Here is a 12,633-nt window from a genome sequence, read left to right on the forward strand (position 1 = left end):
TGTCTTTGGTGTGGTGTGTGTGTTGTTTGGTTTGTTTTTCCTCTCTCCTTTTCCTTTCCCCCCTCCCCCCCTCCCCCCCCCCCCCCCCCCCCCCCCCCCCCCCCCCCACGACCTGCTTCCACACAAACCGCTCCCACCAGCCTTGCTTGCAGGCACGATAAAGAGGGATCTTCTTGCCATGACACTGCCCGTTGCCCTTACCGTCGAAGCCGGCCTGCGCGCCGAACAGGATTTGCTCGCGGCAGTCTGTGCCGGTGAGCAGGAGTGGGGCCTGCTGTTCTGGCAGCCCACCGACCGCGCGCTGGTCATGCCCCGGCGCCTGAGCCGCCTGCCGGGCTTCGAGGCGGCCTGTGAAGCGCTGGCGACCGACGGTTGGCCGGTGCTGTTACGCGAGACCGGTGGCGAACCGGTGCCGCAATCCGCCTCGACGGTCAATGTCGCCCTGGTCTACGCGCCGCCGCGCAGCGAGGGGGATCAGAACCGGATTGAAACCGGCTACCTGCGCTTGTGCCAGCCGATCTGCACGGTGCTGGACGAGTTGGGCGGGACGGCTTCCCTGGGGAAAATCGAGGGTGCGTTTTGCGATGGCCGCTATAACGTCAACCTCAATGGTCGCAAGATGGTCGGCACTGCCCAGCGCTGGCGGCAAAGTCGCGGCGGAACCCGCCCGGTGGGCCTGGTGCACGGGGCGATGCTGATCGACGACGAACGCGATTCGATGGTCGCGGCGGTCAATCGTTTCAATCAGGCGTGTGGGCTGGAGCAGCGGGTACGTGCTTCAAGCCATATTGCCCTGCACGAGGTGTATCCGGCCCCGCTATTCCTTGAGCGCCTGGCCGGCGTGTACCAGCAGATGCTGGCGGACATGCTGTCCGTCTAGCGCGTCCCGAACACCACCATGGTCTTGCCTTTGACGTGAACGAGGTTCTGTTCTTCCAGATCCTTGAGCACGCGGCCGACCATTTCCCGTGAACAGCCGACGATACGCCCGATTTCCTGGCGGGTGATCTTGATCTGCATGCCGTCCGGGTGCGTCATGGCATCCGGCTGCTTGCACAGTTCCAGCAGGCAGCGGGCGACACGTCCGGTGACGTCGAAGAACGCCAGGTCACCGACCTTGCGGGTGGTGTTGCGCAGGCGCTGGGCGATCTGTCCGCTGAGGGCGTAGAGAATGTCCGGGTCCTGTTGGGCCAGTTCGCGGAACTTGCAGTAACTGATTTCCGCCACTTCACATTCGATCTTGGCGCGCACCCAGGCACTGCGCTCCTGTTCATGGCCGGCCTGCTCGAACAGGCCCAGCTCACCGAAGAAGTCGCCGGCGTTGAGATAGGCGATGATCATTTCCCGGCCGTCATCGTCCTCGATCAGGATGGTGACCGAGCCTTTGACAATGAAAAACAGGGTTTGCGAACGGTCACCGGCGCAAATGATATTGCTCTTGGCCTGGTAGCGTCGGCGCTGACAATGCATCAGCAGTTTGTCGAGGTTCTTGATCTTGGGGGCGGAAGCGGAAGCCAGAGCAACCATGGTTGTATCCCGAAAAGACTGCACGGTGTGGTTTGTTTTTTTAGTCGTAGCTCGAAAGCTGGCAGAACGCCAGCGATTTGGCGCCAGCTTAACAGACACATTGTGTCGAGATTTGGGAATTTAGCGGGTCGACCGGCCGGTCGTCGCCTGGACGCGTCTGGCGCTGTGCTAAGCTGGCGACCCTTTTTTAGCAGTGGAGTCTTGGCGATGAAGGCACGCATCCAATGGGCTGGCGAAGCCATGTTCCTCGGAGAGTCGGGTAGCGGGCATGTGGTGGTGATGGATGGCCCGCCGGAAAGCGGTGGCCGCAACCTGGGCGTGCGTCCCATGGAAATGCTCCTGCTGGGTCTGGGCGGTTGCAGCAATTTCGACGTGGTCAGCATCCTGAAGAAGTCGCGTCAGGCCATCGAAAGCTGCGAAGCCTTCCTCGAAGCCGAGCGGGCGACCGAAGATCCGAAGGTGTTCACCAAGATCCACCTGCATTTCGTGGTCAAGGGCCGTGGATTGAAGGAGGCCCAGGTCAAGCGGGCGATCGAGCTGTCTGCCGAGAAATACTGCTCGGCCTCGATCATGCTCGGCGCCGCGGGCGTCGCCATCAGCCATGACTACGAGATCATCGAGCTCGGCTGAGTCGAGGTTTCGCCTGCGCTGAAAACGGGCAGGCAGTGAAAAGGGCGCACAAGGCGCCCTTTTTTGTCTTCGCGATCTGCTGCCTCAGATGCGGTAGGTGCTTTTGGTCATGACCTTGGCCAGCAGGCTCATGCCGAACTTCACCGGTGCCGGGAAGCGGAAGCCACCGGCGTCGAGCGCGGATTCGGCGTGGTGTTCTTCGTCGATGCGCATCTGTTCGAGAATCGCCCGGGATTTCTCATCCTCCACGGGCAACTGTTCGAGATGCTCGTTCAGGTGTTTGCAGACCTGGTCTTCGGTCGCTGCGACGAATCCCAGGCTGACCTTGTCGCTGATCAGTCCGGCAACCGCGCCGATCCCGAAGGACAGGCCATAGAACAGTGGGTTCAGCACGCTGGGATGGCTGCCCAACTGGCGGATGCGTTGCTCACACCAGGCCAGGTGATCGATTTCTTCCTCGGCAGCGTGTTCCATCGCTTCGCGTACATGAGGCAGCTTGGCGGTCAGTGCCTGGCCCTGATACAGCGCCTGGGCACAGACTTCGCCGGTGTGGTTGATCCGCATCAGCCCCGCGACGTGCCGGGTGTCGTCCTCGCTCATCTGCGCTTCGGGCTGGACAATGGCCGGCGACGGGCGATATGGCTGGCCGCTGAATGGCAGCAAGGTGCGCATCGCCGTATCGGCTTGCAGTAGCAGACGGTCAATCGGCGAGTAGTGACGTTGGGTAGTCATGCTGACCTCCGGAGGAATCTCGGCCTGCAGTTTACCGCAATCGGGCGGGGAAGGTTTGCGTTGGGTCATGAGGTAGAGACGACGGGACACGATTTTTCAGGCGCCGCCAGACCTGCAGGAGCCGGCTTGCCAGCGATGGCGGCCGCAAACCAGTGCCTACAGGGCAATTGCGTGCTTTCTGGTTTATCAGCCCGGTGGCCAGTTCATCTGGCGCTGACCCAGCACATGCATATGGATGTGATAGACCGTCTGTCCGCCCAGCTCGTTGCAGTTCATCACCACCCGGAAACCTTCTTCGCAGCCCAACTCCAGTGCCAGGCGCTGGGCGGTGAACAGGATATGCCCGGCCAGCGCCTTGTCATCCTCGGTCAGGTCGTTGAGGGTGCGTACCGGTTTCTTCGGAATCACCAGGAAATGCACCGGGGCCTGCGGGGCGATATCGTGAAAGGCCAGGACCTGGTCGTCCTCGTAAATGATCTTCGCGGGTATTTCCCGGTTGATGATCTTGGTGAACAGAGTATCCACAGCTGTTTCTCCTTGGGTGGGGGCGGGCCAGAGTCTGTCTGCAGCGGGCCATGAGTTCAAGTGTCAGCGCGGGCAATAGCCGCGGGTGACCCAGCCGGCAAGCTTGCGCACCATCCAGCGGCTGCCCAGGCGCGGAGCCCGGGACAACCAGCGGTTGCGCCAGCCGGGGATGATCACCGCGCGATTTTTTTCCAGGGCGCGGACGGTGTAGAGCGCAACTTCTTCGGGGCTCATCATCAGCTTGTTGTTACGCAGCTTGTCGACTTGCAACTGGGCGGTATCGAAGAACGCGGTGCGGGTCAGGCCGGGGCAGAGTACCGAGACCTTGATCCCGGTTTTTTTCAGTTCCTCGCGCAGGCCTTCGCTGAAATGCAGGACGTAGGCCTTGCTTGCGTAGTAGCTGCTCATCCATGGCGCGGGGTGAAACGCGGCAACGGATGCCACGTTGAGGATCTGCCCGCCGCCCTGTATCGCCATCAGGTTGCCCAGTGAGTGGCACAGGCGGGTGAGGGCGAGGATATTCACTTCGATCAGGTCCTGCTCGGTGCCCCAGTCCTGGGCCAGGAACGGACCGCAGGTGCCGATGCCGGCACAGTTGACCAGCAGGTCGATCTGGCGCTCACCTTCCTCCAGCTCCAGCAGGAATCCGGACAGGCGCAGCGGCTCGCCCAGGTCGCAGGCCCGGAAGAGTACTTCGACGCCGAAGCGCTGGGTCAACTCGATGGCAATGCTTTCCAGCCGATCACGTTGACGGGCAACCAGGATCAGGTTGCGACCGCGGCGTGCCAGGGCTTCGGCCAGGGCCAGGCCGATACCGCTGGAAGCGCCGGTGATCAGGGCGTAACGGGTCATGCAATTCTCCATGGCAACGGCGCAGAGCCTTGGGACAGGGAGGTCGCAAGGTCAGCGCTGTTTATTCTTTCTCATAGTCTACAGCGGGCGCGGCGGCTTCGGCTGCCTCGTCGCGGTTGTCGGACTGGCTGGCCGCTTCATTGTTGTAGCGATCCTCGATGTCCTTGACGCCACCTCCTGCGCCAAAAACGATAATGGCGACGATACCGATCACCGCCAGAACCGACAGCACCTTGACCGCGGTGCTGTTGGGCGGTGGCGGGGCGCCGTATTGGTTGGCGCCGGCATTGCCCGGGTAGAACGCGAGGACGAAAGGGAACACGCTGCCGACAAAGGGCACCAGCGTCAACAACCAGAGCCAGCCGGACCAGCCGATGTCGTGCAGGCGCTGGATGGCGATCTGGATGGTGCAGACAATGAACACGGCCATCGCGATCAGGGCCAGGCTGATACCGGCGGAGGTGGACCCGCTCAGGGCGATTGCAATCACGGCGACGGCGATCAGCGCGATAAACGTGGCAACCATGCTCCAGGCCAGGTAGCGAAGCCGGCCGATCCGCCCCTTGGCGGTAAAGGCCTTGAGCGGGCCGAACGTCGGCAGGCTCTCGCCGACCTGGGCGGTTGGTGGTGCGTAAGGCGAATCCGCGATGCGGGTGGCCGGCGGCGCGACACTCGGCGGAAGTTCGTTGATATCCGCCAGGCTCAGTTCGACGGCTGGCGCTTCTTCTTCGATGCGGGCATCGATGCCGGTCTTGCGCAGGGCTTCGAGGTAGGAGTGCGCCTCGACGGAGGAAAGATCGCGTTTCAGGGCGATCGGCCGGCCGCTGAACAGTTTTTCCACGGAGGCGACATCGGTCTTGAACAGTTCGGCCAGGTTGAACTGGGCAGTGGTTTGTTCCACTCCGGGCAGCAGGGCGCCGTCGAATACGATTTTGAAGCGGTTGTTGCTCATGGAGGGCGTCCTTGTCGCGGCAGTGTTGGCGCGTAGTGTAGGCCCGCAAGGTGCTTGCAGGCCATACGGTTACTAGCGTGGCCAGCGCCGTGGCAGTTGGGCGGCGAGGGCCTGGGCCTTGCGGTACTCATCATCGAGTCGTGCGATCAACTGGTCGACGCTCGGCAAGTCACCGATCTCACCGACGCCCTGGCCCGCCGACCAGACGGTCTTCCAGGCCTTGGCTTCGTCGCTGAGGGGCTTGAGCTTCGAACCGAAGTTGACTTCGCCCTTGCCCTGCAGGGCGGCGAGGTCGAAGCCGGCATTTTCCAGGCTCTGGCGCATGAAGCTGGCCGGCACGCCCGAGACGGCGGCGGTATGCACGATATCGGCGGCGCGGGAGGTCAGCAGCATCTCCTTATAGGCTTCTGGGGCATGACTTTCCGTGGTGCCGATGAAGCGGGTGCCGAAATAGGCCAGGTCGGCCCCCAGCAACTGTGCGGCGAGAATCTCATGGCCGTGGTTGAGGCAGCCGGCCAGCAGCAGGGTCTTGTCGAAGAACTGCCGGATCTCGGCGATCAGGGCAAACGGACTCCAGGTGCCGGCATGGCCACCGGCACCGGCGGCAACCGCGATCAGGCCGTCGACTCCCGCTTCGGCGGCTTTTTCCGCGTGGCGCCGGGTCGTCACATCGTGGAAGACCAGGCCGCCATAGTCGTGGACCGCATCCACCAGCTCCTTGACCGCACCCAGGCTGGTGATGACGATCGGCACCTTGTGCTCGATGCAGATCTGCAGGTCTGCCTGCAGGCGCGGGTTGCTGTTGTGCACGATCAGGTTGACGGCATAGGGTGCCGGATCATCCAGCTGTGCCAGGCCGGCCTCGATTTCTTCCAGCCAGGCCTTGAAGCCGCTGCTTTCCCGCTGGTTGAGTGCCGGGAAGCTGCCCACCACGCCGTTGCGGCAGCATGCCAGCACCAGTTGCGGGTTGGAGATCAGGAACATGGGTGCGGCCACGACGGGCAGACGCAGGCGTTGTTCGAGCAGAGCGGGCAGCGACATTGGCGGTACTCCGAGAGTGAAGGCGGGTTGAATTCAGAACGGTCTGACCACGACCAGAATTACAATAGCCAGCAATATCAGAACCGGCACTTCATTGAACCAGCGATAAAAGACATGACTGCGGGTGTTCTCGCCACGGGCAAAACGTTTCACCTGGGCGCCGCACATGTGGTGGTAACCGATCAGCAGTACCACGAGGGTCAACTTGGCGTGTATCCAGCCCCCCTGGCTGAAGATGCCCGGGTTGAGGGCGATCAGCCCGCCACCGAAGATCAGCGTGGCGATCATCGCCGGCCCCATGATCCCGCGATACAACTTGCGCTCCATGACGCTGAAGCGTTCCTTGCTGAGCGCATCCTCGCTCTGGGCGTGGTAGACGAACAGGCGTGGCAGGTAGAACAGGCCGGCAAACCAGCAGACGACACTGACGATATGAAAGGCTTTGAGCCATAGATAAAGCATTTTTGGTTATTCCCAGGTTCACGGTAGGCCGAATAGTAGAGGCTTGAGCGTCCGCACGTCACCTTGACGGTTGTCGCAGGCGCGCGCGGCCCCTATTATCGTGGGCTTTCCAGTGGTTTCGTTGAGGGGCAGGTCATGGTCAAGGTCGGTATCGTCGGCGGCACGGGTTACACCGGTGTCGAATTGCTGCGTCTGCTGGCGCAGCATCCGCAGGCAGAAGTGGTGGTCATCACTTCTCGATCCGAGGCTGGGCTGGCCGTGGCCGATATGTATCCGAACCTGCGCGGCCATTACGATGGCCTGGCGTTCAGCGTGCCGGATATCAAGACCCTCGGCGCCTGCGACGTGGTGTTCTTCGCCACGCCTCACGGTGTTGCCCATGCCCTGGCCGGTGAATTGCTGGCCGCCGGGACCAAGGTGATCGACTTGTCCGCGGATTTCCGCCTGCAGGACGCCGATGAGTGGGCCAAGTGGTACGGCCAGCCGCACGGCGCGCCAGCCCTGCTGGACGAGGCGGTCTATGGCCTGCCGGAAGTGAATCGCGAGAAGATCCGGCAGGCGCGCCTGATTGCCGTGCCCGGATGCTATCCGACCGCTACCCAGTTGGGTTTCCTGCCGTTGCTCGAAGCCGGCCTGGCCGACACTTCGCGGTTGATCGCCGACTGCAAATCCGGTGTCAGCGGCGCCGGCCGCGGTGCCAGTGTCGGTTCGCTGTACTCCGAGACCTCGGAAAGCCTGAAGGCCTATGCCGTCAAGGGCCACCGCCACCTGCCGGAAATCCGCCAGGGTCTGCGCCGTGCCGCGGGCAAGGACGTCGGCCTGACCTTCGTTCCTCACCTCACGCCGATGATTCGTGGTATTCACTCGACGCTCTACGCTACCGTGGTGGATCGTTCCGTCGACCTGCAGGCGCTGTTCGAAAAGCGTTATGCCGACGAGCCGTTCGTTGACGTGATGCCGGCCGGCAGCCATCCGGAAACCCGCAGTGTGCGTGGTGCGAACGTGTGCCGGATTGCCGTGCATCGCCCACAGGATGGCGACCTGGTGGTCGTGCTTTCGGTGATCGACAATCTGGTCAAGGGCGCTTCGGGCCAGGCGGTACAGAACCTGAACATCCTGTTCGGCCTGGATGAACGCCTGGGCTTGTCCCATGCCGGCATGCTGCCGTAACGCAGCGCCCTCGTTCAACGGAAAAGGCCCGTCAAGCGGGCCTTTTTGCATTCCGTGATGCCGTGCGGGTTGATTGATATACCATAACAATAGTTGACCGCTTTTCTAGGAGAAGCGGATAATGCGCGTCATCACGCATTATGGCGGCGTAACGCCGGGAGATAGTCAGCATGAGCGTCGAATCCTTCACCCCCACGGCTTTGCAATTCACCCACGGTGCCGCGCACAAGGTGAAGAGCCTGGTCGATGAAGAGGGTAATGATCGCTTGAAGCTGCGCGTATTCGTTACGGGCGGCGGTTGTTCAGGGTTTCAGTACGGCTTCACCTTCGATGAAGATGTCGCCGATGATGACACCATCGTCGAGCGCGAAGGCGTCAGTCTGGTGGTCGATCCGATGAGCTTCCAGTACCTGGCAGGCGCAGAGGTGGATTACCAGGAAGGCCTGGAAGGCTCCCGGTTTGTCATCAAGAACCCGAATGCCACCACGACTTGTGGTTGCGGCTCGTCGTTCTCGATCTGATCGGTTGGCAAGTGTTTCACCCTCGACGCCGCGAATCTTCGCGGCGTTTTGCTGTGTGGGCCTTTTTTCTCGAGGGGCTCAGGCGGGGTAGATCGCGCCCAGTATCCGCAAGCCGTGGGCGCCGGTGACGCTGGGGCGGTTGGCCGGGATGCCTTCGAGGCAGCAATGGGCCAGCCAGGCGAATGCCATGGCTTCCACCCAGTCGGGATCGACACCATGGCTCGCGGTGCTGGCGACCGTCGCACCTGGCAGCAGTTGGCCCAGGCGGCTCATCAGGGCCGCGTTATGGGCGCCGCCGCCACACACCAGCAATTCCTGCGTGGCGGACTGGGCGCTCGTCAGCGACTCGATGATGGTCTGGGCTGTCAGTTCGAGCAGTGTGGCCTGGACGTCTTCGGCCTTGAAGGCGGGCAGTTGTCCCAGATGCTGTTTCAGCCAGTTCAGGTTGAAGACTTCGCGTCCGGTGCTCTTGGGGCCGGTGGTGCGGAAGAAGGGGGCGCCGAGCAGCGCTTGCAGTAGCGCCGGTTCGACCTGGCCGCTGGCCGCCCATTGGCCGTTGCGATCATAGCTTTCACCGCGCTGGTCATGGATCCAGGCGTCCAGCAGCACGTTGCCGGGGCCGCAGTCGAAGCCAGAGACGGGCTTGCCCGGTTCGATCAGGCTCAGGTTGCTGAAGCCGCCGATATTCAACACCGCACTACTATTGGGCGCCGTGCCGTTGCGCTCTTCGAACAGTGCCTCGTGGAAGGCTGGAACCAGGGGCGCACCTTGGCCGCCGGCGGCGACGTCGCGCCGACGGAAGTCGCTGACGACGCTGATGCCGGTCAGCTCCGCCAGCAGTGCCGGATTGCCGATCTGCACGGTAAAGCCGCGCGCGGGTTCGTGGCGGATGGTCTGGCCGTGGCTGCCGATGGCGCGAATCGCTTCAGGCGCCAGTGACTGTTGGGCGAGGAGGGTGTTGACGCCTTGCGCGGCGAGGGTTGCCCAGTTGTGCTCGGCAATCGCGGCCCGGGCGATTTCATCCGGGCCGCTGGCACACAGGCCGAGCAACTCGCGGCGCAGGGCGTCAGGCATGGGGATGTAGTGGGTCGCCAGCAACCTGATCCGTGTATCCAACTCGATCAGCGCGATATCCAGCCCATCCAGGCTGGTGCCAGACATCACGCCGATATAGAGCGCCATGACTCAGCGCTTGGCCGAGGCGAGCTTGGTGGCCTTTTCCTGGTCCATGCGCGCCATCAGCGGTTGGCTCTGGGCCAGGAAGCGGGCGCGCTCGGACTTGGCGATCGGGTCGGCCATGGGCAGCTTCTGGCCCAGTGGATCGACGTGGACACCGTTGACCTGGAACTCATAGTGCAAGTGCGGGCCGGTGGAGAGACCGGTCGTGCCGATATAGCCGATCACCTGGCCCTGCTTGACGTTGCTGCCGGTCTGGATGCCCTTGGCGAAGCCCTGCATGTGGCCATAGAGCGTACGGTAGGTATTGCCGTGCTGGATGATCACGGTATTGCCGTAGCCGCCACGGCGACCGGCCAACAGTACCTTGCCATCGCCCGCTGCCTTGATCGGGGTGCCACGCGGTGCCGCATAGTCGACGCCTTTGTGGGCGCGGATCTTGTTCAGGATCGGGTGTTTGCGGCCCATGGAGAAGCGCGAGCTGATACGCGCGAAATCCACCGGCGTACGGATAAAGGCCTTGCGCATGCTGTTGCCGTCAGCCGTGTAGTAGCTGCTGGAGCCCTGCTTGTTGGTGTAGCGCACGGCGGTGTAGGTCTTGCCACGGTTGGTGAAACGGGCGGAAAGGATATTGCCGGTGCCGACGGACTTGCCGTTGACCACTTTCTGCTCGTAGATCACCTCGAATTCGTCGCCAGGGCGGATGTCCTGGGCGAAGTCGATGTCATAGCCGAACACGCTGGCCATTTCCCGGGTCAGGCTGTGGGGCATGCCCGCGCGCTGGGCCGAGAGGGACAGGGAGCTGTTGATGACGCCGTGGACATAAGCCGACTGCACGGTGGGCTTGGTGACTACGCGATTGAAGGTAAAGCCTTTCGGACCCTTGGTCAGGGTGATGCTTTCCAGGTCGCTGACCTTGCTGTGCAGGTTGTTCAGCTGGCCATCGGGGCTCAGTTCGAACTCCAGTTTCTGGCCATGCTTGAGCTGGGAGAACTGCTTGGCTTGTTTATCGCTGGCCAGGACCTCATGTACTGAGGCAGCAGGCAGGCCGACCTTCTCGAACAGGGTGGAGAGCGTATCGCCGCGGGCCACGATCACTTCGCGGTGGCCGGGGGCCTTTTTCTCTTCTACAGCAGGCGCCGCCTCGGTCTTGGCGGTGTCCTTGGTATCTTCGGCGCTGTTGTCGATCTGGGCGAAGGGCGATGGATTGCCTTCATTTGTGGCTTGATCGAGGTCTACAGCGTCATTGTCTTGTGTCAGTTGAGCGGCAGGACTTTCCAGTTCAAGGCTCAGGGTCGTCTTTTTGGCTTCTACATCGCTGGAAGGGAATACCAGCAGCGCCAGGCTGAGGAGGGCGGCGATACCACTTGCGGCTAGCAGGTGGGTCTTCGGATAAAGCGGCGGCGCTTTAGACGGTTCTGTGGTCATAGGTAATTTGACTTTGAAGAAGATGAATTGGAAAAGATGAATGACATGATGAAGATGAAATAACTGTATAAAATATAACCAAAACATCTCTGAAGCAAGTCTGTCATGTGCCGGCCCGCAGAACCTTGGCCGTACGCCGGGCAAAACTTGTATTTGGGCGGCGATCTTGTATGGTTGGATCCCTTTGAATCTGAGCCTTGCAGGTTGGTTATGAAGTCGGTTGAAGAGCAGCTAGCGCTGATCAAGCGTGGTGCGGAAGAGATATTGGTCGAGGCCGAACTGGTCGAGAAGCTCAAGCGCGGCCAGCCGCTGCGGATCAAGGCTGGCTTCGACCCGACGGCGCCGGACCTGCACCTGGGTCATACGGTGCTGATCAACAAGCTGCGCCAGTTCCAGGAGCTGGGCCATCAGGTCATCTTCCTGATTGGCGATTTCACCGGGATGATCGGTGATCCGAGCGGCAAGAGTGCGACGCGTCCACCGCTGACGCGTGAGCAGGTGCTCGACAATGCCGAGACCTACAAGGCTCAGGTATTCAAGATCCTCGATCCGGCCAAGACCGAAGTGGCGTTCAACTCCACCTGGATGGACCAGATGGGGCCGGCGGACTTCATTCGCCTGACTTCGCAGTACACCGTGGCGCGCATGCTCGAGCGTGATGACTTCGACAAGCGCTACAGCTCCAAGCAGCCTATCGCGATCCACGAGTTCCTTTATCCGCTGGTGCAGGGTTATGACTCGGTGGCCTTGCGTGCCGATGTCGAGCTGGGTGGTACCGACCAGAAGTTCAACCTGCTGATGGGGCGCGAGTTGCAGCGCGCCTATGGGCAGGAAGCGCAGTGCATCCTCACCATGCCGTTGCTTGAAGGCCTGGATGGCGTGAAGAAGATGTCCAAGTCCCTGGGCAACTACGTCGGTATCCAGGAGGCGCCGGGTGTGATGTATGGCAAGCTGGTCTCCATCCCCGATGCGTTGATGTGGCGCTACTTCGAGCTGCTGAGCTTCCGTTCGATGGATGAGATCAATCAGTTCCGCAAGGATGTCGAGGCTGGTGCGAACCCGCGCGATATCAAGATCAAGCTGGCGGAAGAGATCGTTGCGCGGTTCCATGGCGAGGAGGCTGCGGCCAATGCGCATCGCGGTGCCGGCAACCGCATGAAGGACGGCGAGCTGCCGGATGATCTGCCGGAAGTCGAGCTGAGCGCGGCGGAAGACATGCCGATCGCGGCGATCCTCAACAAGGCGGGCCTGGTCAAGAACTCGGCGGTCGCTCGTGACCTGCTCGGTTCGGGTGGTGTGCGTATAGATGGTGAGGTTGTCGATCGCACCTTTATATACAAGCTGGGCGCTACCCATGTTTGCCAGGCCGGGAAGAAGGCGTTTGCGCGTATTACGCTGAAATCCGAATAAACCTGAAATTAACCCTTGACGGCGAATTACAGAGGCCTATAATTCGCCCCACTTCCGGCGCAGTCGAAACGGAAAACTCCTTGAGATTCAACGAGTTAAGTAAGTTTCGGCAGGTGCTGGCTTCAGTTCGTCGAAGCCCGGAAGCGCTGTAAAAGAGGTGTTGACAGCAGCGTGTAACGCTGTAGAATTCGCCTCCCGCTAACGAGA

Annotated in this window: 14 protein-coding genes; 5 read left to right on the plus strand and 9 right to left on the minus strand. The window is 61.7% G+C overall.

Translation table 11 applies throughout. The features are described from left to right. Positions 1 to 178 precede the first annotated feature (178 nt). Positions 179 to 880 (plus strand): lipoate--protein ligase family protein, encoded by a 702-nt coding sequence (locus ACL9RJ_RS33095; protein ID WP_422766015.1) that lies wholly within the window; start codon positions 179 to 181, stop codon positions 878 to 880. On the opposite strand, the gene crp is transcribed toward ACL9RJ_RS33095, so the two are convergent. Continuing rightward, positions 877 to 1,527, minus strand: coding sequence for a cAMP-activated global transcriptional regulator CRP (gene crp / locus ACL9RJ_RS33100; RefSeq protein ID WP_017128663.1), 651 nt, complete (start codon positions 1,525 to 1,527; stop codon positions 877 to 879). The genes ACL9RJ_RS33095 and crp overlap by 4 nt on opposite strands. 207 nt (positions 1,528 to 1,734) lie before the next feature. Between crp and ACL9RJ_RS33105 the strand changes: the two genes are divergently transcribed. Beyond that, positions 1,735 to 2,157, plus strand: a complete 423-nt coding sequence (locus ACL9RJ_RS33105; protein ID WP_017128662.1) for an OsmC family protein — start codon at positions 1,735 to 1,737, stop codon at positions 2,155 to 2,157. 84 nt (positions 2,158 to 2,241) lie between these two features. Here the strand turns inward: ACL9RJ_RS33105 and coq7 are convergent, their stop codons facing one another. From coq7 to hemJ, 6 genes are all read right to left on the minus strand, one after another. Beyond that, positions 2,242 to 2,889, minus strand: coding sequence for a 2-polyprenyl-3-methyl-6-methoxy-1,4-benzoquinone monooxygenase (gene coq7, locus ACL9RJ_RS33110; RefSeq protein WP_177063053.1), 648 nt, complete (start codon positions 2,887 to 2,889; stop codon positions 2,242 to 2,244). A 186-nt stretch (positions 2,890 to 3,075) separates the two neighbouring features. Further along, complete coding sequence (locus ACL9RJ_RS33115) at positions 3,076 to 3,414, minus strand: histidine triad nucleotide-binding protein (RefSeq protein WP_017128660.1); 339 nt, start codon at positions 3,412 to 3,414, stop codon at positions 3,076 to 3,078. A 63-nt stretch (positions 3,415 to 3,477) separates the two neighbouring features. Next, entirely contained in the window at positions 3,478 to 4,266 is a 789-nt protein-coding gene (locus ACL9RJ_RS33120) for an SDR family NAD(P)-dependent oxidoreductase (RefSeq protein WP_017128659.1), read from the minus strand. A gap of 61 nt (positions 4,267 to 4,327) precedes the next feature. Next, positions 4,328 to 5,218, minus strand: coding sequence for a DUF805 domain-containing protein (locus ACL9RJ_RS33125; protein WP_017128658.1), 891 nt, complete (start codon positions 5,216 to 5,218; stop codon positions 4,328 to 4,330). Between the two features lie 72 nt (positions 5,219 to 5,290). Further along, positions 5,291 to 6,259 (minus strand): NAD(P)H-dependent flavin oxidoreductase, encoded by a 969-nt coding sequence (locus tag ACL9RJ_RS33130; protein ID WP_177106788.1) that lies wholly within the window; start codon positions 6,257 to 6,259, stop codon positions 5,291 to 5,293. 33 nt (positions 6,260 to 6,292) lie between these two features. Beyond that, positions 6,293 to 6,721 carry a protoporphyrinogen oxidase HemJ gene (gene hemJ, locus ACL9RJ_RS33135; protein ID WP_017128656.1) on the minus strand — a complete coding sequence of 143 codons (429 nt, stop codon included), beginning with the start codon at positions 6,719 to 6,721 and terminating at the stop codon, positions 6,293 to 6,295. Between the two features lie 135 nt (positions 6,722 to 6,856). Here hemJ and argC point away from each other — a divergent pair, with 135 nt between their 5' ends. Beyond that, a complete protein-coding gene (gene argC / locus ACL9RJ_RS33140) occupies positions 6,857 to 7,891 on the plus strand; it encodes an N-acetyl-gamma-glutamyl-phosphate reductase (protein WP_017128655.1) in 1,035 nt (344 codons plus the stop codon). A 170-nt stretch (positions 7,892 to 8,061) separates the two neighbouring features. Continuing rightward, the gene (erpA, locus tag ACL9RJ_RS33145) at positions 8,062 to 8,412 is read left to right on the plus strand and encodes an iron-sulfur cluster insertion protein ErpA (RefSeq protein ID WP_003176443.1); all 351 of its coding nucleotides are present in this window, start codon (positions 8,062 to 8,064) and stop codon (positions 8,410 to 8,412) included. A gap of 78 nt (positions 8,413 to 8,490) precedes the next feature. Here erpA and ACL9RJ_RS33150 read toward each other — a convergent pair whose 3' ends face one another. Together ACL9RJ_RS33150 and ACL9RJ_RS33155 are read right to left on the minus strand one after the other, a co-directional pair. Further along, positions 8,491 to 9,594, minus strand: a complete 1,104-nt coding sequence (locus ACL9RJ_RS33150; protein WP_422766016.1) for an anhydro-N-acetylmuramic acid kinase — start codon at positions 9,592 to 9,594, stop codon at positions 8,491 to 8,493. 3 nt (positions 9,595 to 9,597) lie between these two features. Next, on the minus strand, positions 9,598 to 11,016 hold the full coding sequence (locus ACL9RJ_RS33155) for a peptidoglycan DD-metalloendopeptidase family protein (RefSeq protein WP_177106785.1): 1,419 nt from the start codon (positions 11,014 to 11,016) through the stop codon (positions 9,598 to 9,600). Positions 11,017 to 11,226: 210 nt separating this feature from the next. Between ACL9RJ_RS33155 and tyrS the strand changes: the two genes are divergently transcribed. Beyond that, positions 11,227 to 12,426 carry a tyrosine--tRNA ligase gene (tyrS, locus tag ACL9RJ_RS33160; protein WP_177084598.1) on the plus strand — a complete coding sequence of 400 codons (1,200 nt, stop codon included), beginning with the start codon at positions 11,227 to 11,229 and terminating at the stop codon, positions 12,424 to 12,426. Positions 12,427 to 12,633 lie beyond the last annotated feature (207 nt).

The organism is Pseudomonas sp. Mn2068 (assembly GCF_049319725.1).
Taxonomy (GTDB): Bacteria; Pseudomonadota; Gammaproteobacteria; order Pseudomonadales; family Pseudomonadaceae; genus Aquipseudomonas; species Aquipseudomonas gingeri.